Here is a 22,332-nt window from a genome sequence, read left to right on the forward strand (position 1 = left end):
GGTGACGTTATGGCTGATTTAACAAGTAATTTTGTAGGTATTAAGTCCCCCAATCCGTTTTGGTTGGCTTCTGCACCTCCAACAGACAAAGCATATAACGTTATCCGTGCGTTTGAAGCTGGTTGGGGTGGCGTAGTATGGAAAACACTGGGTGAAGACCCGGCTCCCATTAACCTGTCTTCCCGTTATTTTGCTCATTACGGGCAAAATCGTCATGTTATCGGAATCAACAACAACGAATTGATTACTGATCGCCCATTACAGGTGAATCTGGACGAAATCACACAAGTTAAAAAAGACTGGCCTGATCGCGCAGTGGTTGTTTCCGTTATGGTGCCTTGTGAAGAAGACGCCTGGAAACGCATTTTGCCTAAAATCGAAGCCACGGGTGCTGACGGCGTAGAACTGAACTTCGGCTGCCCTCACGGTATGCCAGAACGCGGTATGGGTGCTGCGGTTGGTCAGGTGCCTGAATACGTTGAGATGGTAACGCGTTGGTGTAAGGAAAATTGCAGCATTCCGGTTATCGTTAAGCTAACGCCGAACATCAGTGATATTCGCGCTCCAGCCAGAGCTGCCAACCGTGGTAACGCTGATGCCGTCAGCCTGATCAATACCGTTATTTCCATTACTTCGGTAAACCTGGATTCCATGTCTCCTGAGCCGGTTATTGACGGCAAAGGCACTCACGGTGGTTATTGCGGCCCCGGTGTTAAGCCAATTGCGTTGAACATGGTGTCGGAAATCGCTCGTGACCCAGAAACCTATGGTTTGCCTATTTCCGGTATTGGTGGCGTGTCTACATGGCGTGATGCGGCGGAGTTTATCGCTCTGGGAGCAGGTAACGTTCAAGTGTGTACTGCTGCCATGTTATACGGCTTCGACATCATCAAAGACCTGTGCGACGGCTTAAGCGACTGGATGGATACCAAAGGCTACAAAACCATCGACGATTTTCGTGGTAAGGCCATTCCAAATACCGTTGATTGGAAAAACCTGAATATTAACTACAAGCGTATTGCTCATATCAATCAAGACAACTGTATCAACTGTGGTCGTTGTTTTGCTGCTTGTGAAGATACATCGCATCAGGCCATTGCCAAAACTGATGCAGGTAACGGCGTATCGAAATACACCGTTATCGAAGACGAATGCGTAGGTTGTAACCTGTGCCATATCACTTGTCCTGAACCGAATGTTATCGAGATGCGAGAAGTGAACGAAGGTAAGCCTTATGTGAGTTGGGAGCATCATCCAGCCAACCCATATCGCGTAGCTAAATAAGAATTGTTGGGAATAGATTAAAAGAAGCATAACGGAGGTACGTCATGCCAAGAAATGTTGTAAGCGGATTGATTCAATGTCACAACCCGCTAAATGATGAGTCGTTACCAGTTAAGCAAATACAGCAAGCTGCGCTTGAGCATCATATCCCTTTTATTGAAGAAGCGGGTAAAAAAGGCGTTCAGATTCTGTGTTTACAAGAGATCTTTAACGGGCCTTACTTTTGTCCGTCGCAAGACCCGCGCTGGTATGATGCTGCCGAGCCAATTCCAGGCCCGACAACAGCCATCATGCAAGAATATGCCAAGAAGTATGAAATGGTCATCATCGTACCTCTGTATGAATACGTGCAGCCGGGTGTTTACTACAACACAGCGGCCGTAATTGATGCAGACGGTACTTATCTGGGCAAATATCGTAAGAAGCAAATTCCGCATACCAATGGTTTTTGGGAGAAATTCTTTTTCAAACCTGGAGATTCGGACTATCCTGTATTTCAAACGCGCTATGCAAAAATCGGTGTTTACATTTGTTACGACCGCCATTTCCCTGAAGGTGCCCGTATTTTAGGTCTAAACGGTGCAGAGATTGTTTATAACCCTTCAGCAACAGTCGCTGGCTTGTCCCAGTACCTGTGGAAATTGGAGCAACCCGCTCACGCAGTAGCAAACGGCTACTTTATGGGTTGTATCAATCGTGTAGGCACTGAAGCACCTTGGAATATTGGAAAGTTTTACGGAAGTAGCTATCACGTTAATCCTCGTGGCGAAATCATTGATTGTGCCTCTGAAGATAACGACGAATTGCTTATTTCAACGCTCGACCTGGACATGATTGATGAAGTTAGAAAGGTATGGCAGTTCTATCGGGACAGACGTCCAGAAACATACCAAAAACTAACCGAAATTTAATTATCTCCGCGGTTTAATCGTTAAACGTGCGCAAACCCTGCCGGATTGCAGGTGTACAAGGAGGATTTATGGAACAACGTCTAATTAGCAGACAAGAAGTGAAATCAGTAGCAGTAAAAGTTGGTGAATTTGTCGAGTTGAATGCAATGGATGACTTGAAAGAGAGTCCTTTGTATAACGAAGACCTGGCACCCACAAAAGTTGAACAACGTACCTGGCACAAAGGGAACGTTGCTGCCCTGTGGGTGGGAATGGCTATTTGCGTTCCTACCTATACGCTTGGTGGCGTCTTGACTGCCTATTTTGGTTTATCGGTAGTTGAGGCTCTGCTGACAATTTTAGTGGCCAACATTATCGTGTTAATCCCTCTGACTTTAAATGCGTTTTCGGGAACGAAATATGGAATTCCTTTCCCCGTGTTGTTGCGCTCGTCTTTCGGTTTATATGGTTCCAACCTGCCCTGTTTAATCCGAGCCGTCGTTGCCTGCGGCTGGTTCGGAATCCAAACCATGTTTGGCGGGGTGGCCTGTCACTTATTGCTGTCCAGTGTCTCATCAGAGTGGGCAGCACTAGGTAGCGCGGGTGAAGTGTACGGCTTTTTCATGTTTTGGGCTTTGAACGTATTTGTTGTGGTAAAAGGTTCAAACTCAATCAAACTATTGGAAAGCTGGTCAGCGCCTCTGTTATTGGCTGTTGGATTAGGCTTAATGTTCTGGGCTCTGCCACAAATTGATGTGGCCGAGATCATGGCAACCAAAGGTAATCGTCCAGAAGATGCTTCTGCAACCCCTTACCTGATGGCTGGTGTTACTGCAATGGTTGGCTTTTGGGCAACCTTAAGCTTGAACATTCCCGACTTCAGTCGTTTTGTAAAATCTCAGAAAGATCAGATTGTCGGTCAAGCTATTGGCCTTCCTTTAACCATGTTCTTTTTCGCAGCCCTTGGTGTGGTATTGACCTCTGCTTCGATGAGCCTGGTTGGTGAAACGGTGTCTGACCCCATCAACCTGATTGGCAAAATCGACAACCCTATGTTGGTTGCCATCGCAATGACGCTTATTATTGTTGCGACATTATCAACTAACAGTGCAGCGAACGTTGTCTCGCCAACCAACGACTTCCAAAACATCGCACCTAAATACATTGGTGAGAAACGTGGTGTATTCCTGACAGGTTTCATCGGCATTCTTATGATGAGTTGGGAATTACTGAAGAAGATGGGTTGGATTGAATCTGATGTCAGCGTAGAAGCCTTATATTCGAACTGGTTGTTAGGCTACTCAAGCTTGTTAGGCCCCATTGCCGGAATCATGATTGTTGATTACTTCATTGTGAATAAACAACAATTGGATTTGGTGTCGTTATACAAGCGTGGTGGTCGATATGCTGATGTTAACTACCAAGGTATGGCTGCATTCCTGATACCTGTAGGATTAACGCTGTACAGCATCCTGACAGGTAATATGCACTGGTTCTATGATTACGGATGGTTCACTGGCTCTTTAATGGGCGGATTGATCTACTACGCACTGAAGAAACAACAAGCAATTGCTGCACAATAGTCAAATTTCGGTAATATTTCTTCCAAAAATGATGTAGCCTATGGTTACATCATTTTTTTTATCTAAAATTTGACCTGCCGTAATGCGTTCATATCAAGAACAGCATGTAAACGACATTAGTAAGCAGGCTTCAGGAAGAATTACAGAAGTTTCACGTTATATCTATGCAGAACCTAAAAACAGAACTAGCTCAGATTCTACACACACGGTTACCACAATATTTTTCATCCCCGGAAAAAACCGAAAGCTTCATTGAAATTCAAAGTGACAAAATAATACTTACTATCCCTTTTGCATGCTCAGGCATTTTTAACCAATATGGTAAAGATATTTTCAGTGAATTCTGCTCACAAAATAACCTTGAAAAAGAATTAAACTTTGATATCAAATCCGTTAAAGGATTGCAGCCTGACTTTGTTAAGAATGTAATTGCCGTTTCATCAGGAAAAGGCGGAGTTGGAAAATCAACAACTGCTGTTAATTTAGCCATTTCTTTACAAAGAGAAGGCGCGAAGGTTGGTATTTTAGACGCAGATATATACGGCCCATCCATTCCTATCTTAATGGGTACAGTGAATCAACAACCGCAAGTTTTACCTAATGATAAAATGCAGCCCATTATGGCTCACGATATTCAAACCATGTCTATCGGATATCTGGTTGATGGTGATTCTGCGAATATTTGGCGAGGCCCGATGGCTAGCCGGGCATTTCAACAACTCTATGAAGAAACGCAATGGCAAGCACTTGATTATCTTATCGTTGATATGCCCCCGGGCACAGGTGATATTCAGTTGACTTTAGCTCAACAACTCCCCGTATGTGCTGCGATTATCGTCACTACACCACAAGATCTCGCCCTCGCAGATGCCATTAAAGGTATAGAAATGTATAAAAAGGTCGATGTTCCCATACTTGGTATAGTCGAAAATATGAGCTATCACACTTGCTCAAATTGCCAACATAAGGAAAATATTTTCGGTGCTGACGGGGCAGATAAAATTGCAAAAAGATATTTAACAAATATTTTACAGAAATTCCCTCTATCTGCAGCGATCAGGCAAATGGGTGATGCAGGAAGCCCCCTTCCATTAAACACAGAAGGTGAAAAAAAGATATCTGATTTATATTCCGATATGGCTCGAAATATATCTATGCAGATATCTGAATTTAAAATGCATGAACAGCAGATATCTGTAGTTAAAGTTTAAGGAAATAGTAGTAGTTATTTGAAATTCAAAGTATTAAGATAAAAAATTGATCCTTCCAATATTCAATCTAGACGGGTGTTGTTGGGAGTTGAGCTGTAAACAGCTTTCCGTCAGTGCATCGAGTTAGTTTAATGATGCGTAACAATATAGTTAATGCAGGTAACATAATTTATGCAAAATAAGACAAGTTCTCTTCGCAAGATGGCTGGTAAAGGCTGCCTGGCTATTTCTATGCTCTCCCTGAGTGTTGCGAGCGCTCTCTCCCATGCCGAGGAGGCAGCGGCTGAAGGCGTTGACTTTAATGCCAGCGTGTTCGAGAAAATTACTGTAACGTCGCAAAAACGTGAGCAGTTTCTGGATGATGTAAGTATCGCGGTTACCGCATTTAGCGCTCCTCAAATGGAGATGTACGGTATAGAAGACAGCATCGATTTAATCGATTTTGCGCCTAACGTGTCCAGAGCGGGTGACTTGGGTGGTCAACGTTCAATCTTCAACATCCGTGGTGTTGTTCAAAACGACTACGCTGACATCGCAGAAGCTCCAGTTGCGGTATATGTAGACGGTGGTTACTTGGCAAGCACTCAGGCACAAACGTTCGGTATGTTCGACATCCAACGTGTTGAAATCCTGAAAGGCCCTCAAGGTACGTTGTTTGGTCGTAACGCGACAGGTGGTTTGGTTAACACGATTACCGCCAAGCCTACAGAGTACACCGAAGGCTACGCAGAATTTACAGCTGCACGTTTCGGTCAGCTTCGCTTTGAAACCGCTATCTCTGGTGAGTTAAGCGACTCCGTTCGCGGTCGTTTCGCCCTGATGACAAACAAAATGGATAACATTTTGGACAACATCTACGAAGACGGTGCAGATCCTGATCCTCGCTTGGGTTCTGTCGGCGGTGGTCAAGACGGCTATAACGATGACACCAAAGCTATCCGTGCCCAATTAGAATTTGACTTGGGTGAAGACGGTACAGCTCTATTAGCGGGTAACTGGTCAGATACCGTTAAGTCAGAAGGCCCTTATCAGGTTGTTAACACCACTGAGATTCTTGATGCTAACGGTAATGTAATTGACGTTATCTTCGCAGCTGATGACCCTATGGGCTGTGACCGTATTCAAGGTGGCAATTGTGTTGACGGTAACTTTGATGGCAACCCTTTCCGCCCAGGTGTTGGCACTGATTTCAATGGGAACATCGACCCTGATGGCAGTGGCGTACAGGTTAACAAAGACTTCGCCTTTGACGATCAAAACAAATTCGACTCTAAAGGTTTAATGCTAACTATCGATTACTTCTTCGAAAACATGGACTTCGTGTCTGTGACAGATTACAAGAAGTTCACTCGTACTGTAGGCTTGGACTCTGACCAAACCGCTTCACCAGAACTGATTTTCCAATCTGACGGTGAAACCACTCAATTGAGCCAGGAATTCCGTTTCTCTGGTTCGACTGACAATTATAAGTGGGTAGGTGGTTTATTCTATTTGGGCATCGAAACAGACTATCTTCAAGGCTTGGCGGCCTCTCCAACTGCAGGCTTCCTTGCTGGTGAAGAAGCAAACACCATTGCCAACATCGACACTGATTCATACTCAATCTTTGGTCAAATCGACTATAACCTGACTGATGAATTGGTATTGGTTGCTGGTGCGCGTTTGGTTCAGGAAGACAAGGCATTAGAAGGCCGCGTTATCCAGAATGCCAACACCAATGACCGTTTGGTTGAAGTTGATTATGCCAACGGCACACTTTTGGAAACAGCTAACCTTGAAAACAATCAGGATCTTTGGTCTGCCAAAGTTCAGTTGGACTACTCACCAAATGATGATGCGCTGTATTACTTCGGTATCAACCGTGGTGTAAAAGCGGGTAGCTTTAACGCTCCATTGTTCGGTGGCTATAGCTCATACGATCCAGAAGTGTTGTTGTCATACGAAGCGGGTGCCAAGTTGACATTCATGGAAGGCAAAATGCAGTTTAACTCCAGCGTGTTCTACTATGATTACTCTGACTACCAGTCGTTCTCATGGGTTAACAACGCAGGTGTTGTATTCAACGAAGAAGCCACCTTCACAGGTGCTGAAATCGAAATCTTCCTGAATGCTGCTAAAGGTCTGGATATCATGTTCAACGCTTCATACATTGATGCTGTTGTTGAAGACCTGCAAGTTGCTGACGGCGATTTCAGAGACACCACTCCTCCATATACTCCGGAATATCAAGCCTCTGGTATGATCCGTTATAGCTGGAGCGTAGGTGAAGGCAATATGGCTGCGGTATTGAGCGGTAGCTATCAGTCTGAGACTTTCCACAACGCCAGAAACTTTACAGCTCATAAATTGGATAGCCAATTCAAAGCGAATGCTAACCTGACCTGGAAAGATTCTGAAGATATGTGGAACGTAGTTGTATACGTTGACAACTTGACTGACGAAGACGATGGCATCATTGGTTTCGACGTATCTGGTTTCTACGGAAACACTCAGATCGCTTACACCAAGCCTCGTACTTACGGTATTACTGTTAGAAGAAACTTCTAATTTGTCTTTGATGAGATTGAGTTCTTGCTGAACTCAATCTCATTTTCTCCCCATCTCCTCAAAAAACAGACAACTTCCAAATTTAAGCCTATTTAAGCAACAACAGAGCTCTCATTTTTTGTTAGAATACGCCCAATTTACGTTTTAGAAATCGAGCAGTATGTCTGCAAAAAAAGCCCAAAAGACCAAGTCATCTAAACCACAAAAAACAAATGCTAATACACCAATGTTTCCACGAGCCGGATTTATGCGTCGCTTGGCAGCAATGGTATACGACATTCTGATGGCCGTTGCCGTTGGAATGGTTGCCGCCATGGTAATGATAGTCACGATGACGCTCCTGCTGGAAAATGGCGTATTAGATAAACACGGCTATGAACATGTCAGTGACGTTATTCAGCATTCGGAACCCTTTAAATATACGATCCGCATTTGGGTATCGGCCTGGGTACTTGGTTTTTTCCTGTGGTTTTGGCGTAACGGCGGGCAAACGATAGGCATGAGAGCCTGGCGTATGCGCTTATTTAGTACGGATGACAGGCCGCTAACCTACACTCGGGCGCTATATAGAATCATCGCTTCATTAGGCGGACTTGGCACTCTTCTGGTGCTATTTGACATTAAAAACAAACAATCATTGCAAGACCGTTTAGCCAAGACCGAAATGCTGGTACTCACTAAAGCGGCAAATGATCATAAAGCCTGGAAAGAAATTTAATCGGTTATATTAGGAAGACTGACTATGAGTGATGTATTGATTGTTATCCCTGCGCGCTACTCCAGTTCCCGCTTACCGGGAAAGCCGCTGGAAAAAATAGCAGGCAAGGAAATGCTTAAACGTGTCGCAGACATTGCTAACTATGTCGCCCAAAAAATGCATAACTGCGCCTATGTAGTGGCAACAGACGACGAACGCATCGAAGCTTTTTGCCTTGAAGAATCCATTCCTGTCGTCATGACCTCAGATTACTGCCAAAGCGGAACCGAACGCTGTTGGGATGCCGTGCAGAAGATCGAAGAAACTCAGCCTCGTCCTAAATTCATCGTTAATCTGCAAGGTGACAACCCCCTCTGCCCGCCCTGGTTTCTGGAAAAGCTCATTCAAGATTGGCAACAAGGCCGTCATGAAGAAAAGACAGAAGAAGAGACAGAAAAAGATGCAGGACAAGTATTCACTCCCTATGTACACCTTTCCTGGGATGAATTGGATGCATTACGCGAAACCAAAAAAGTCACACCATACAGCGGCACTACTGTGCAAATTGATAAGCATGGCTATGCACTCACATTTAGCAAGTTGATCTTGCCCGCCATGCGTAAAGAGAAGAAACTACGCGAAACCATGGAAAAGCCTCCCGTTCGACGCCATATTGGGCTTTATTCCTACACATACGATGCATTAGAGCAATATTTTGGTTTGGAACCCGGCCAATATGAAGAACCGGAAGGTCTGGAACAAATGCGCTTTGTGGAACATGGTATTCCTGTCAAGATGGTAGAAGTTGATTATCAAGGTCGCATTGGTATGAGTGGCGTTGACAGCCCTGAAGATATTCAACGAGCCGAAGCTGTTATCGCCGAATGTGGTGAGTTTGATTTAAGTTTATAGGCTCAAAAATACCAATGCTCGCTGATATTGCCTACCGAATTACGGGATATCACTACAAGGATATCCATAAGGCATTTGAATCCATTTCATCTGGCATGGATTCACCAGATATTATTGAAGCATGTGAGCTTTTGGAAACGATGATTAACCAAAAGCTCAGCCAGATTAAACCGGCTATTACGACAAAGAATAATCCTGAACTATTAGTGGTTGCCGGAATACCCTATTCCGGAAAATCGACTCATATCAGGGCTCATATAAGCCCCCTTTTGAAGCAAAACACCTCTTGTATCGTCAGTTTCGATGACATAATGCAAACCATGCCCTTATATCAACGCTTGATGTTAAACAATGGCGCAGAAACGGCTTTTCTCAACACTGAATTAGTCGCCCGAATTGCGGGCTATGAACTACTTTCCAGAGCAATCCAGCAAGGGCATTCGATTATTTTTGAGCATAGTTCAGCGCTACAAGAACATGTGAATTTATATCGCATCATCAAACAAGAATTTGCTTACAGTACGCAAATGCAAGTGCTTAAAATCAGCCTGGAACAGGCTTATCAGCGGGCTAGCTCAAACCAGCAGAGAGATTCTGGACGCCATACTCCCAAGGCATATATTGAAGATCGCCATCAGGCATTAAACTCACTTTTACCCGAATACGAGTCTATAATGCCGGTTCACTACATTGAGTCGCATCAATAAATAGATCAGACAGACAAGAGAAGAACAGTGACAACCAGACTGATTATTGCCCGCCACGGAAATACCTTCACTAAAGAGCAAACACCAACACGAGTGGGCGCAAACACCGATTTACCCTTGGTAGAAAATGAAAGAGGCAACGCAATTGGCAGGTACTTGTTGAAGCTGGGCATCAATATTGATGCCGTCTATTGTGGCCCTTTGAAGCGTCATATTCAAACAGCCGAATTGGCCTGTGAAGCCCTTGAATTCGACACTTCCGCAATTCAGGTAAAACACAATTTCAACGAAATTGATTACGGTCCCGACGAAGACAAAACCGAAGAACAAGTCATGCTGCGCTTGGGTAATGGTGACTTAAAAGCCGGGGAATTAATCATAGAAAAGTGGAACCGTGAGGCTATCGCGCCTCCGGGTTGGCAGGTAGATGTCGAAGCGCTGAAACAATCATGGTTGGACTTCAGTCAATCTATCGCCACCGAGCATCCAAATCAAAATGTCTTATTAGTCTCCAGTAATGGCACTATTCGCTTCGCCCCTGTTATTACAGGAGATTTTGAAGGCTTTATCGCTGAACACGATATTAAAGTAACCACTGGTGGCATCTGCATTTTCGAAAAAGAAGACGACGAAGCCAACTGGCGCTGTGTGGAATGGGGAGTGAAGCCGTTAAAGCATATCTAACCTGATTTATTCTGCTCGCTATAGCAAACACCTTGTCACTTTTCGTCAGTTTTTTCCTGTGGCAATCACGTTAATATGAAAGCAAATAGATAAGAGTAGAGATTATATGCTAACCAAAGACCAAGCCCGAGAATTTGCTTCACGCTGGCTCCCAGCATGGACAGGCAACGACCCGCAAAAACTGGCAGATTTCTATTCAGACGATGCATTCTACCTCGACCCAGGCATCCCTAAAGGTGTTCAGGGAAAAGAAGCGCTGTTAGCTTACTTCTCAAAATTGTTAGCCCAAACCCCTGAATGGGTATGGACTCAAATTGAACCCATTCCCATGGAAGGTGGTTTTCTCAATAAATGGCTCGCAGTGATCCCCGTTGGCGATAAAAAAATCGAATGTATTGGCGTTTGTTTTGTGCAGTTCGACGAACAAGGGAAAATTCGCCGTAACGAAGTGTATTTTGACCGCACAGAACTGGTTGCAGAGATTTACCGATTAAAACAGCAGGGTTAATAGAATTAACCCAAACAATATGGCCAATTTTAAAGTGTAATCATCTATACTTGGGCAATATTTCGTTATGACTCAATAAACCAATATCAATCGAACTATGCATTTCAGAATTCAGTCCCAGCTTAAAGAAGCACCAGTAAAACTGTTTGATTTACTGATGTTGGTATTGTCTTTGTATTCGATTGTATCAGTGGTTGTGCAACTCACCATGGCACTCGAACAAAGAGTGGCAGAAATTCTCTATTACATGGATTTTGTCGTGTGTTTCGTGTTTTTTATCGACTTTTTGCGGCAATTTTTCAGCGCACAAAGCAAGCTGCAATATATGAGATGGGGTTGGATCGATTTACTCGCCAGTATCCCGGTCATTGAAGAATTCCGATTTTTGCGGATTTTTCAGATATTCCGTGTCATTAAAGTAATGCGTCACCTTAATGTGCATACCGTATTACTTAAATTGGTTGATAGAGATAGATCTGAACTGGCCTTCTCCAGTGCCTTGGTGATCACTTTCCTGCTTATGGCTTTAGGCCCAATTGGTATTTTGCATTTCGAAGGACAAGTTCCAAATTCCAATATTCAAAGTGCCGAAGATGCCATCTGGTGGGCGTTTGTTACCCTAACCACGGTTGGATATGGTGACTACTACCCTATCACCACTGGCGGACGCATTGTCGCAGCCATTTTATGTGTCGCAGGCATTGGACTGTTTGGCACTTTCTCGGGAATGGCTGCCAATTGGTTGCTGGGCAGAAAGGAACACCCAAGCAATCAAAAATAATCCCTTCAATTTAGCTTGAGCCTTACCAGTCAAGCACCTTTAGGTGTCTAAATTGATTGATGTTTTTATATTTATATAAGTGATATTTAGTAACATTCCTGAACTAAAAGGTGAACTGAAGTGAAACTATTAACAATGATAAGTATGATAATTTTAGCTACCAGTAGTTTCGCTGATGAAATGTTGATAGATAAGGATTGCAATCGAAATCAACTACAGAGTAGAAGCAATTGCGCGCTAAAAGCTTTACATAATTTACTTGAAAGCCCCCCGAAACCGATCACCATATCAACTCCTGATGGCCAACTTACTTTTTCTTCAGAACAACTTATGGCGCATGATTTGTCAGTACTTAATTCGGAGCTGGGTCTGGAAGCCGATTCTCAATTAGTATTTGATCGAGACAAACTGGCTAGGAGCAAGAACAAATCTCAGAAAGGCGGTGAAAACCTATCTGTTAAGGCAGTAGATTTAGAAGAATTCGCAGCCATAGAAAAAATTGTTGCCATCGCAAAGGAACATCAAATAGTAATGATAAATGAAGCCCATCATGTTTCAATGCACCGCTTTTTTGCTAAAAACCTTGCTTTAGCGCTCAGAAAAATAGGATTTACTCACATAGCAGCAGAAACCTTTTCTGACTTAAGTTCGTTAAAGTCGTCCGGATACCCAACAATTGAAACAGGTGTTTATACTTCAGATCCAGAATTTGGCGATTTCATTAGAAGTGCAGCTTTAGCTGGCTATAAGTTTGTTAAGTACGAAGCGGCTGGTAATAAAAGAGAATTTGAGCAAGCCCAAAATATAGCTCAAGCTTTGCAAAAAATGCCTAATGCAAAAATTTTAGTTTATGCGGGATATGGTCACATAAAAGAAAATGTAAGCTCTCAAGGACAAGAATGGATGGCAGCGCAATTTAAGAAGTTTACTGGCATCGACCCGTTAACAATTGACCAGGTCAGTGGCACTGCTCGTTATGAGGATGAACTAACAGATCCCACATACAAATTTGTTGAACCTTATCTTGAAACTCAATCACTTGTATTTAAGAATAAAAACGACGAATGGTTGGTTTCAACTAGCTATTCTGAAGCCGTTGATTTAACGGTATTCCATCCCAGAGAGGAAATAGTTAATGGACGAGCAAATTGGTTAGTTAATAAAAAAGACAGACAACTTTATAGGGCTACTCATTTACCGAAGGAAAGGCCTATCGCAGTTAAAGCCGTCATTGAAGACGAATGGAATGAAAAAGGAATAAAATCAATTCCCATGGATCAAATATTGCTTAAAGACAGTGAATCTATTGCTAACTTATATCTGCCTCCTGGTAATTATCGTATATTAATTGACTCATTATCGGGAAAGAAGTACTCCTCCAAAACGATCTTAATTAGTAATTAGAGCTTCCAGGATTGATTTTAGGTATTTTTGCATCATATTGGTTGCAGCTGGAGTCTAAAAAATCACATATAAATTCAATGAGAATGATTCAAAATCCACGCCTATGAAACTTTGTCCCGCCATTCTTCTTTACTAATCTCGGTCAATTTCTTATTTTTCAGAATCATTATTCGGTCCGCCGATTGTATAGTTTCGGCCCGGTGTGCCACGATAATCCTCGTAATATTCATGTGCTTTACCGCTTCATTGATTAGTGACTCGGTTTTGATATCTAAATGGGAAGTTGCCTCATCAAGAAACAATATTTGCGGATTGCGATATAACACCCTTGCTAAAAGTACTCTTTGTTTTTGGCCTCCTGACAGAGTTGTGCCCATATCCCCGATTAACGAATTATACTGCATTGGCATTGCCATTATGTCATCGTGAATTGCAGCCAATTTAGCGACTCGTAGGACTTTTTCGAAATCCACATCAGGTTGAAAAAAACAAATATTTTCTCTAGGCAGTGTTGATCTTTGTGTAAAAAACAATCGGCATAGCATCAAGGTATAATGGTTTCGCCAAAAATCGTTATACCGAAGGTGATGCAATGCCACGAACAATGCTAACAGATAATGCTTGGGAAAAGTTAAAAAATGTGCTCAAAGAAAGTGGGCGGGTTTACAATAAATATGAACACAGAAATACGCTGGAAGGCATTCTTTATCGAATGCGCACAGGTATACAGTGGCGAGATTTACCTCCTGAGTTTGGTCTATGGAATACCATTTTTCGGCGGTTTAACTTATGGTCGAAAAAAGGTGTTTTAGAAAAATTGTTGAGCACTCTGGCGAAGGAAAGTGATACAGAGTGGCTGTTCATCGATGGCAGTATTGTCAAAGCCCATCAGGATAGTGCTCGAAGTGGTCGCAAAGACGAAGAAGCAATAGGCAAAAGCCGAGGCGGTAACTCGACTAAAATCCATTTGGCTGTCGATAGCGGCGGATTGCCAGTTTATTTTGAATTGTCGGGTGGTCAAGTTAACGATATTGTCCATGCAGAGAGTTTGATTAATCATGCATCTACGGCACAGCATGTTATTGCAGGCAAGGGCTACGACAGCGAGGTTTTAAGGGACTTTATCGAAAATAAGGGCAGTCAATCGCAGATACCAAGGAAGCAAAATAGCCGCATCGGAAATAGCCAAATGGACTGGTGTTTATACAGGTACCGACACCTTGTTGAAAATGCCTTTATGAAGATAAAGAAATACAGAGCCGTTGCCACTCGGTATGACAAATTGGCGAGGAACTATCGCAGCATAGTCGCTCTGGCCTTTGTCATGATGTGGCTACCAATGTATTGCGATTGAAATATAAACAAAGATCAACACTGTCTAGAGAAAACCTTCACTGAAGCATCTGAATTATTCGATGAAAGTATCGGTTCTCAAATCGCGGAAATGGTCAGTAAAACGGTTCTAAAATTACAATAAAAGTTACGACAAAAACGCCTACAAAAGTGTGATTATAACACTAAAAACACTCTAATTTCTGTGCCCAGATTTTCAAATCGGTCTCAATCGTTGTAAAAATTGATAAAACGGGCATTCAATCAAAATAAAATATAAATCTATAATATCAATTAGTTACGAAGTATACCGATTAACACCATTTGCAAACATTCAGGCAGGTTAAGCCTCCCAAGCTTTCACTTACCGCTTCAACATCTGCAACGCAAACAATGCAACCAATAAGCTCGGTGTTAATGCTCCGAGCACGGGCGGGAAGTTGTATACCATGCTTAAAGGCCCAAAAACTTCGTTAACAATGAAGAAGCCAAAGCCGGTTAGCACACCTAATATAATTCTGGCTCCTGTTGTCACTGAGCGTAGCGGGCCAAAAATAAAAGATAACGCCAGCAATAGCATGACTCCAACCGAGACCGGTTGCAGTAGTTTCCTCCAGAATGCCAGCTGATAACGGTTAGCGTCCTGACTGTTGTTTTCCAGATATTGGATATAGCTGTACAAGCCCTCAATGGATAACGCTTCCGGTTTAATGATCGCTACCCCCAACTTGTCGGGCGTTAAGCTTGATAACCACTGCTCTTCAGTTTTTTTAGAACTCTTTATCTGCTCACCAATTTGTGTACTGCCCACTCTTTTCAACTGCCACTCTTCGCCGTTAAAAGTGGCTGATTTTGCAGTGGTAATAGTGGTGAGTTGTAAATCTTCAGAGAAATCGTAAATCGTAATATCGCGAAGTTCATCCCTGTTAACCACTTCCCCAATACTCACAAACTTGTCACCGTCTTTTGCCCAGGTCAGCTTGTCCGACGCGAACAAATTACCGCCGGAAATCGCCTGAGCTCGAATTTCTTTGGCTTTGGTTTCGGTCATAGGCGCAACCCATTCCCCCAATGCCATAATAAACAGCACCATCAACAACGCACTTTTCATTGCCGATTTAATGATGGCTAAACGGCTCATGCCCGAAGCCTGCATCACTGTTAATTCGCTGGAACTGGCCAGAAGCCCCATGCCAATTAAGCCTCCCAACAAGGTTGCCATAGGGAAGAACTGCTCAATATCACGAGGTAAACTCAGTAAAACGTAAACGCCGGCAACCGTCATATCGAAGCTACCACTGCCAATATGGCGTAGTTGCTCGATAAACTTGATCAAACCGCTTAACCCAATCAGAACCGAAAGGCTAACGAAAGTCGTACCCAGCAAGGTTCTTGCAAGGTACATATCAATAATACTAAACATGTCCTTCCCCCTGATTATGATGTTTCCCTCTGAGACGAGCTCGAATCCTTACGCCAAATGATCGCTCTTTCAGGATCAGGAGCGCCCCAATGGCAAGAATAACCATATGCACCCACCACACGCCCAAAGCAGGTGGGATCTTGCCATCTTCCAACGCCTTTCGACTCGCCATCATCAGCAGGAAATAACCGAGGTACAACAACAAAGCCGGAAAGATCTTGCCAAATCGACCCTGACGCGGATCGACGGTGCTCAAAGGAACAGCTATCAACACCAGAAACGGGATAGATAGAGGAATCGCCAAACGCCACTGGAATTCAGCTGTAGCAGCAAGCGAGTCTTCTTCTAATAACTGCGACGTTGGATAGGCCGAGAGCTTGCGCCGTTGCTGTTCAGCTTCCTGCTCTGCGATCTGAATCTGATATTTCTCGAATTGAACGATATGAAAATCATTCTGGCCTTTTTCACCTTCGTACTGAGAACCATTAGTCAGCACTAACTTTTGGGAACCATCTTTATTTTCTTCAACATAGCCACCTTCAGCGTAAACAACCTGAATATCCTGACTCGCCGATTCAGCATCATGTTGCGCCAAAAAGACTTTCTGCAATTTGTTGTCGCTGGTGATATCGTGCACAAACATCACCGCGCGCTTATTCGAGGTTTCTTCAAAACGACCCGGAATCAACGCTATCAAGCCCGCTTCTGTTGCGACTCTATCCTCCAACTGATACTGGGTTTCTACCGACAAAGGCGCTATCCACAGAGTAAGAACCCCCGTCAACATAGCAAACAGCAAGGCCAACACCATCATCACTCGGGCAACATACCATTCACTAACGCCACAGGCTCTCATCACTGTCATTTCGCTATCAACGTACAAACGCCCGTGCGCCAACATAATGCCGAGGAAAAAACTTAAAGGAAGAATAAGTGCTGCCAGAACCGGCATTTTTAATGCTAAAAAACCAAGCACCAAACTGGCAGGAATATCGCCGTCAGAGGCATCAGCAAGAACTCGCACAAAGCGCTGAGTAATAAAAATGGCCATTAACACCAGGAATACAGCAAATTGTGACTTTATGGTTTCTCGAAGTAGATACTTCAGTAGTAACACGTTATCTCCTGGCCTATCAATTTAGCGCCCCCAAACACCTGATTTTAGTGTTTGAGAAGCAAGAAAACAGGGTTTTTTAGTGGAATGCCTAGAAATTTCAAGTAAACTTACCGTTTTTATATATTTGTCTGGTCATAGGTCAGCGTCACTCAGCACTATCATCATGGCTTTGGACGTTGAAATTTAAGGGCTAAAGCACTCCGGGCGTAGTGATTATCTCTGCCTGAGTTGAGCATTGCAAACAATAACTTATCCTTCCATTGGATATGTCGTATCAATGACCAGTTTTTAATTATAGCAATAACCCGACAGTAAACAGTGAGGTTGGCGTCGAGCTATTTGAGGAATCCCTATGGAATTCAATGTAAAAAGCGGCAGTCCTGAAAAGCAGCGTAGTGCCTGTATTGTTGTTGGTGTCTTTGAACCCCGACGTTTAACACCCGTTGCCGAACAATTGGACATCATCAGCGAAGGTTACATCAGCAATCTATTACGCCGTGGCGATTTGGAAGGCAAGGCCGGACAAATGCTATTACTTCACCATGTTCCTAACGTGCTAAGCGAACGCATTTTATTAGTAGGATGTGGCAAAGAGCGTGAGTTAGACGAACGTCAATATCGCCAAATCATCAAGAAAACCATCAGCACACTCAATGAAACCGGTTCAATGGAAGCGGTCTGCTTTTTGACTGAATTACATGTAAAAGGTCGCGACACCTATTGGAAAGTACGTCACGCCGTTGAAACAACCAACGAAGCGCTGTACAACTTTACGGCCATGAAATCCCGTAAAGACGAAGCTCGCCGTCCTCTACGTAAAATCGTGTTTAATGTGCCTACCCGTCGTGAACTCACAACCGGTGAGCGAGCGATTGAACACGGCATGGCAATTTCTGCTGGCATCAAAACCACGAAAGATGTCGCCAACATGCCTCCCAATATTTGCAACCCAGCCTATTTACGTGATCAGGCAATGGAAATTGCAGAACAGCACGACAACCTGACCATTGAAGTGATTGATGAAGCTCAAATGGCAGAGTTGAATATGAATTCCTACCTGGCTGTCGGACGAGGCTCTCAAAATGAGTCGATGATGACTGTTATGCACTACAAAGGCGGCGTACCAAGCCAAAACCCTGTCGTGCTGGTGGGTAAAGGGCTCACCTTCGATTCAGGCGGCATCTCTCTGAAAGGAGGAGATGGCATGGACGAAATGAAATACGACATGTGCGGCGCCGCATCTGTTCTTGGAGCCATGCAGTCTATCGCCCAAATGAAACTGCCGATCAACGTCATTGGTGTATTAGCGGGCTGTGAAAACATGCCCGACGCGAATGCTTACCGACCGGGCGACATTCTGACAACCATGTCAGGACAAACCGTGGAAGTATTAAATACCGACGCCGAAGGCCGTTTGGTGTTGTGCGATGCCCTTACCTATGTAGAACGTTTCAGCCCCGACGTGGTCATTGATGTGGCAACGCTCACTGGCGCTTGTGTCGTTGCCTTGGGCAAACACGCGACAGGTATGCTGAGTAACCACAATCCTTTGGCTCATGAACTCATCAATGCTTCCGAGCAAAGTAGTGATCGCGCATGGCGCTTGCCGCTTTGGGATGAATATCAGGAGCAATTGGAAAGCCCATTCGCAGATATGTCCAATTTAGGCGGACGCGCTGCCGGAACGATCACTGCGGCATGTTTTCTGTCTCGCTTTACCCGCAAATACCATTGGGCGCATTTGGATATAGCTGGTACAGCCTGGATTAGCGGCGGCAAGGAAAAGGGCGCCACAGGTCGTCCTGTTGCCATGCTGGCTCAATATGTGATGAATAAAGCTGGTGTAGAGACCGAAGACTAAACCATGCCAGCAGCTATTTTTTATCTTTTGCCTGAAGAAACTTCGCAAGCCGACAGCGAACAACAACGATTGCTGGCTTATGCTTGCGATGTGGCTGCTCGTTGTTATCGCAACCGCCAACGAGTATGGGTGCAATGTCAGGATCAACAGCAAGCGGAAGCCTTCGACGAATTGCTATGGCAACGTCCTGTTGATGCTTTTGTTCCCCATAACCTGGTTGGAGAAGGTGCAGGAAACTCACCTGTTGAAATCAGTTGGAATAAGGAAGGCAAATCGCCACCTCGTGTAAACAGCCCTGTACTGATCAATTTAGCCGAGCTCTTTCCATCGTTCGCGAATCGTTTCCAATTCGCTTACGATTTCGTCCCATCGCAAGAGACTCAAAAACAACAGGCAAGAGTACGTTACAAACACTATCGTGCGGCAGGGTATGAACTCAATACCATCCCCGCCGACCAGATTAATGAGAATAACAATGGATAAAACGTTTAATCCGCAAAATATTGAACAAGCACGTTACCAAGATTGGGAAAGCAAAGGATATTTTGAAGCCAGTGGCACTGGCAGTCCTTACTGTATTTTACTACCACCTCCCAACGTAACGGGCAGCCTGCACATGGGGCATGCATTCCAGCATACCATTATGGATGCCTTAACCCGTTACCACCGCATGAAAGGTGACAACACCTTGTGGCAAGCAGGTACAGACCACGCAGGTATCGCAACCCAAATGGTTGTAGAGCGTCAACTGGCTGCTGACGGTAAAACCCGTCACGATCTGGGACGCGAAGCATTCGTTGAAAAAATCTGGGAATGGAAAGAGCACTCTGGCGGTACTATCACTAGCCAAATGCGTCGCTTGGGCGATTCCTGTGACTGGAATCGTGAAGCCTTCACCATGGACGAAGACCTGTCCAAAGCCGTTACCGAAGTGTTCGTTAAGTTGCACGAAGAAGGCTTAATTTATCGCGGCAAACGTCTGGTTAACTGGGATCCGGTTCTTCACACAGCGGTTTCCGATCTGGAAGTATTAAACGAAGAAGAAAACGGCCACATGTGGCACATGCGCTACCCATTGGCAGACGGTAGTGGCGAATTGATTGTTGCCACTACTCGTCCAGAAACCATGTTGGGTGATACCGCCGTTGCCGTAAACCCGGAAGATGAGCGCTACCAAGCCTTTATCGGAAAAGAAATCAAACTGCCCATTACAGGCCGTTTAATCCCGGTTGTTGCCGACGAACATGCCGATCCTGAATTCGGAACAGGTTGTGTAAAGGTCACTCCAGCTCACGATTTCAACGACTATGAAATTGGTAAGCGTCACAACTTGCCGATGATCAACATCTTCACTGCCGATGCCAAATTGAACGACGAAGCGCCGGAGCACTTGCGGGGTCTGGATCGTTTCGATGCACGTGAGAAAATCGTAGCCGAATTAGATGCCGCCGGCGTATTGGTTAAGGTTGTAGATCACAAACTTAAAGTGCCTCGTGGCGACAGAACGGGCGCGGTTATCGAACCGTATCTGACCGACCAGTGGTATGTAAAAGTAGAACCATTAGCCAAGCCAGCGATTGAAGCGGTAGAAAACGGCGACATCAAATTCGTACCGGAAAACTGGAGCAAAACCTATTTCCAATGGATGTACAACATTCAGGATTGGTGTATTTCCCGTCAATTATGGTGGGGACACCGTATTCCAGCCTGGTACGACAGCGACGGTAATGTCTACGTGGGTCGCACAGAAGAAGAAGTGCGCAGTAAGCACAGCTTGTCAGCAGATATTGCATTAACACAAGACAACGACGTTCTGGACACCTGGTTCTCGTCAGCATTGTGGCCATTCGCCACGATGGGATGGCCAGAAAAAACACCTGAACTGGAAACCTTCGTACCTTCATCTGTGTTGGTAACTGGTTTCGATATCATCTTCTTCTGGGTTGCCCGCATGATCATGATGACCATGAAGTTCACTGGCAAAATCCCATTTAAAGAAGTCTACATTACTGGCCTGATCCGCGACGAACAGGGCAATAAAATGTCGAAATCCAAGGGTAACGTCCTCGATCCTATCGATTTGATCGACGGTATCGATCTGGATTCCCTGGTGAACAAACGCACAGCCGGAATGATGCAACCCCAATTGGCAGAGAAGATCAGTAAACGTACTCGCAAGCAGTTCCCTGAAGGTATTGCTGCACACGGCACAGATCCTTTGCGTTTCACCTTCCTGGCGATGGCTTCAACCAGCCGCGACATCAATTTCGATATGGGTCGCGTTGAAGGTTATCGTAACTTCTGCAATAAGCTATGGAACGCATCACGTTTCGTGCTGATGAACACAGAAGATCAGGATACCGGCAAACAAGGCGGAGAAATGGAATTAAGTCTGGCAGATCAATGGATCTGGGCGAAGTTCCAAAATGCAGTAAAAGACTTCGAACAAGCGGTTTCGGAATATCGCTTCGATATCGCCGCTCAAACCGTTTACGAATTTACCTGGAACCAGTTCTGTGACTGGTATCTGGAATTAACCAAACCTGTGCTTAACAGCGATACCAGTAGCGAAGCGCAAAAGCGTGGCACTCGCCATACCTTGGTTAATGTACTGGAAAACCTGTTACGTTTGTTGCATCCATTTATGCCATTTATCACGGAAGAAATCTGGCAACGTGTTGCACCACTTACCGATGTCAGCGATGTGAACAGCATCATGGTACAAGCCTTCCCGATTATCGAAGACAGCAAGCAAAACAACAAGGCGTTGCAAGATGTCGAGTGGCTGAAAACCTTTATTGTGGGTATTCGTAACATTCGTGGTGAAATGGATATTTCTCCAAACAAGCCCGTTCCTGTATTGCTTCGCAATGCTTCAGAAGAAGATCAGCGTCGCGTGAAAACATGTCACAGCTTCCTGTCTACACTAGCCAAACTAGAGCAAGTGACAGTATTAGCCTCAGGCGAAGCAGCACCCGCATCGGCAGCGGCTTTGGTAGGCGAAATGGAAGTGCTTATTCCAATGGCAGGGCTTATTGATAAAGAAGCCGAATTAGCGCGTATTAGTAAAGCTCTGGATAAAATATCCAAAGACTATGCTCGCACTGAAGGCAAGCTGTCGAATGAAAGCTTTGTAGGTAAGGCTCCAGCAGATGTCATTGAAAAGGAAAAAGCCAAACTGCAAGAGTTCAAGATGCAGATGGACAAGCTAAAAGAACAGCACGATAGTATTTCCGCTCTTTAACACGAGCGAGTAAATCAACCCGCCTTTTATAAGACTGCGGCACAACAGATTCTCTGGTTGTGCCAAAACAGTATAAAAAACAATCAACAGCCGTATGGTTTGCACTATACGGCTGATGTATTATTAACCAATTGTACATTCTGCAAT

The 22,332-nt window shown here is 44.3% G+C and carries 19 protein-coding genes; 16 read left to right on the forward strand and 3 right to left on the reverse strand.

The features are described 5' to 3' along the window. The first annotated feature begins 9 nt into the window (after positions 1–9). The 12 genes from preA (at position 10) to KIH87_RS18270 (ending at position 13,208) form a co-directional block, all read left to right on the forward strand. Positions 10–1,284: an NAD-dependent dihydropyrimidine dehydrogenase subunit PreA gene (preA, locus tag KIH87_RS18215; RefSeq protein ID WP_232359272.1), complete on the forward strand. Its 1,275-nt coding sequence runs from the start codon at positions 10–12 to the stop codon at positions 1,282–1,284. A 44-nt stretch (positions 1,285–1,328) separates the two neighbouring features. After that, on the forward strand, positions 1,329–2,195 hold the full coding sequence (locus tag KIH87_RS18220) for a nitrilase-related carbon-nitrogen hydrolase (protein WP_232359273.1): 867 nt from the start codon (positions 1,329–1,331) through the stop codon (positions 2,193–2,195). Between the two features lie 68 nt (positions 2,196–2,263). Then, a complete protein-coding gene (locus KIH87_RS18225) occupies positions 2,264–3,757 on the forward strand; it encodes an NCS1 family nucleobase:cation symporter-1 (protein WP_232359274.1) in 1,494 nt (497 codons plus the stop codon). Between the two features lie 164 nt (positions 3,758–3,921). Next, positions 3,922–4,968: an iron-sulfur cluster carrier protein ApbC gene (gene apbC / locus KIH87_RS18230; protein WP_232359275.1), complete on the forward strand. Its 1,047-nt coding sequence runs from the start codon at positions 3,922–3,924 to the stop codon at positions 4,966–4,968. A gap of 171 nt (positions 4,969–5,139) precedes the next feature. Next, entirely contained in the window at positions 5,140–7,515 is a 2,376-nt protein-coding gene (locus KIH87_RS18235) for a TonB-dependent receptor (protein WP_232359276.1), read from the forward strand. Between the two features lie 160 nt (positions 7,516–7,675). Beyond that, positions 7,676–8,233 carry an RDD family protein gene (locus tag KIH87_RS18240; protein WP_408635772.1) on the forward strand — a complete coding sequence of 186 codons (558 nt, stop codon included), beginning with the start codon at positions 7,676–7,678 and terminating at the stop codon, positions 8,231–8,233. Positions 8,234–8,257: 24 nt separating this feature from the next. Continuing rightward, positions 8,258–9,124: a 3-deoxy-manno-octulosonate cytidylyltransferase gene (locus KIH87_RS18245; RefSeq protein ID WP_232359277.1), complete on the forward strand. Its 867-nt coding sequence runs from the start codon at positions 8,258–8,260 to the stop codon at positions 9,122–9,124. 14 nt (positions 9,125–9,138) lie between these two features. Further along, positions 9,139–9,831, forward strand: a complete 693-nt coding sequence (locus KIH87_RS18250) for a zeta toxin family protein (protein WP_232359278.1) — start codon at positions 9,139–9,141, stop codon at positions 9,829–9,831. A gap of 27 nt (positions 9,832–9,858) precedes the next feature. Continuing rightward, a complete protein-coding gene (locus KIH87_RS18255) occupies positions 9,859–10,515 on the forward strand; it encodes a histidine phosphatase family protein (protein WP_232359279.1) in 657 nt (218 codons plus the stop codon). Between the two features lie 106 nt (positions 10,516–10,621). Beyond that, the gene (locus KIH87_RS18260) at positions 10,622–11,023 is read left to right on the forward strand and encodes a nuclear transport factor 2 family protein (protein ID WP_232359280.1); all 402 of its coding nucleotides are present in this window, start codon (positions 10,622–10,624) and stop codon (positions 11,021–11,023) included. 97 nt (positions 11,024–11,120) lie between these two features. Continuing rightward, positions 11,121–11,804, forward strand: a complete 684-nt coding sequence (locus KIH87_RS18265) for an ion transporter (protein WP_232359281.1) — start codon at positions 11,121–11,123, stop codon at positions 11,802–11,804. 120 nt (positions 11,805–11,924) lie between these two features. Beyond that, positions 11,925–13,208, forward strand: a complete 1,284-nt coding sequence (locus KIH87_RS18270) for a hypothetical protein (RefSeq protein ID WP_232359282.1) — start codon at positions 11,925–11,927, stop codon at positions 13,206–13,208. Between the two features lie 101 nt (positions 13,209–13,309). On the opposite strand, the gene KIH87_RS18275 is transcribed toward KIH87_RS18270, so the two are convergent. Further along, positions 13,310–13,807: an ATP-binding cassette domain-containing protein gene (locus tag KIH87_RS18275; RefSeq protein WP_232359283.1), complete on the reverse strand. Its 498-nt coding sequence runs from the start codon at positions 13,805–13,807 to the stop codon at positions 13,310–13,312. Between KIH87_RS18275 and KIH87_RS18280 the strand changes: the two genes are divergently transcribed. Beyond that, positions 13,801–14,562 (forward strand): IS5 family transposase, encoded by a 762-nt coding sequence (locus KIH87_RS18280; protein WP_232359284.1) that lies wholly within the window; start codon positions 13,801–13,803, stop codon positions 14,560–14,562. The genes KIH87_RS18275 and KIH87_RS18280 overlap by 7 nt on opposite strands. A 342-nt stretch (positions 14,563–14,904) precedes the next feature. On the opposite strand, the gene lptG is transcribed toward KIH87_RS18280, so the two are convergent. Next, the gene (lptG, locus tag KIH87_RS18285; protein WP_232359285.1) at positions 14,905–15,963 is read right to left on the reverse strand and encodes an LPS export ABC transporter permease LptG; all 1,059 of its coding nucleotides are present in this window, start codon (positions 15,961–15,963) and stop codon (positions 14,905–14,907) included. Further along, positions 15,956–17,080, reverse strand: coding sequence for an LPS export ABC transporter permease LptF (gene lptF / locus KIH87_RS18290; RefSeq protein ID WP_232359286.1), 1,125 nt, complete (start codon positions 17,078–17,080; stop codon positions 15,956–15,958). The genes lptG and lptF overlap by 8 nt, the downstream gene beginning before the upstream one ends. Before the next feature lie 352 nt (positions 17,081–17,432). Here lptF and pepA point away from each other — a divergent pair, with 352 nt between their 5' ends. The 3 genes from pepA to KIH87_RS18305 are packed head-to-tail and all read left to right on the forward strand — an operon-like array spanning position 17,433 to position 22,185. Further along, a complete protein-coding gene (pepA, locus tag KIH87_RS18295; RefSeq protein ID WP_232359287.1) occupies positions 17,433–18,941 on the forward strand; it encodes a leucyl aminopeptidase in 1,509 nt (502 codons plus the stop codon). 3 nt (positions 18,942–18,944) lie between these two features. After that, entirely contained in the window at positions 18,945–19,424 is a 480-nt protein-coding gene (locus KIH87_RS18300; RefSeq protein ID WP_232359288.1) for a DNA polymerase III subunit chi, read from the forward strand. Beyond that, entirely contained in the window at positions 19,417–22,185 is a 2,769-nt protein-coding gene (locus KIH87_RS18305) for a valine--tRNA ligase (RefSeq protein ID WP_232359289.1), read from the forward strand. The genes KIH87_RS18300 and KIH87_RS18305 overlap by 8 nt, the downstream gene beginning before the upstream one ends. The last annotated feature ends 147 nt before the right edge of the window (positions 22,186–22,332 follow it).

This window comes from Paraneptunicella aestuarii (assembly GCF_019900845.1).
Lineage (GTDB): Bacteria > Pseudomonadota > Gammaproteobacteria > Enterobacterales > Alteromonadaceae > Paraneptunicella > Paraneptunicella aestuarii.

What these genes read in the sequence shown, in the direction of transcription:
- KIH87_RS18240 (WP_408635772.1), top strand. Translation starts at nt 7,676, where the DNA reads ATGTCTGCAAAAAAAGCCCAAAAGACCAAGTCATCTAAACCACAAAAA.
- KIH87_RS18305 (WP_232359289.1), top strand. Translation starts at nt 19,417, where the DNA reads ATGGATAAAACGTTTAATCCGCAAAATATTGAACAAGCACGTTACCAA.
- KIH87_RS18225 (WP_232359274.1), top strand. Translation starts at nt 2,264, where the DNA reads ATGGAACAACGTCTAATTAGCAGACAAGAAGTGAAATCAGTAGCAGTA.
- KIH87_RS18220 (WP_232359273.1), top strand. Translation starts at nt 1,329, where the DNA reads ATGCCAAGAAATGTTGTAAGCGGATTGATTCAATGTCACAACCCGCTA.
- KIH87_RS18260 (WP_232359280.1), top strand. Translation starts at nt 10,622, where the DNA reads ATGCTAACCAAAGACCAAGCCCGAGAATTTGCTTCACGCTGGCTCCCA.
- lptG (WP_232359285.1), bottom strand. Translation starts at nt 15,963, where the DNA reads ATGTTTAGTATTATTGATATGTACCTTGCAAGAACCTTGCTGGGTACG.
- KIH87_RS18280 (WP_232359284.1), top strand. Translation starts at nt 13,801, where the DNA reads ATGCCACGAACAATGCTAACAGATAATGCTTGGGAAAAGTTAAAAAAT.
- preA (WP_232359272.1), top strand. Translation starts at nt 10, where the DNA reads ATGGCTGATTTAACAAGTAATTTTGTAGGTATTAAGTCCCCCAATCCG.
- KIH87_RS18250 (WP_232359278.1), top strand. Translation starts at nt 9,139, where the DNA reads ATGCTCGCTGATATTGCCTACCGAATTACGGGATATCACTACAAGGAT.
- KIH87_RS18245 (WP_232359277.1), top strand. Translation starts at nt 8,258, where the DNA reads ATGAGTGATGTATTGATTGTTATCCCTGCGCGCTACTCCAGTTCCCGC.
- apbC (WP_232359275.1), top strand. Translation starts at nt 3,922, where the DNA reads ATGCAGAACCTAAAAACAGAACTAGCTCAGATTCTACACACACGGTTA.
- KIH87_RS18235 (WP_232359276.1), top strand. Translation starts at nt 5,140, where the DNA reads ATGCAAAATAAGACAAGTTCTCTTCGCAAGATGGCTGGTAAAGGCTGC.
- KIH87_RS18265 (WP_232359281.1), top strand. Translation starts at nt 11,121, where the DNA reads ATGCATTTCAGAATTCAGTCCCAGCTTAAAGAAGCACCAGTAAAACTG.
- pepA (WP_232359287.1), top strand. Translation starts at nt 17,433, where the DNA reads ATGGAATTCAATGTAAAAAGCGGCAGTCCTGAAAAGCAGCGTAGTGCC.
- KIH87_RS18300 (WP_232359288.1), top strand. Translation starts at nt 18,945, where the DNA reads ATGCCAGCAGCTATTTTTTATCTTTTGCCTGAAGAAACTTCGCAAGCC.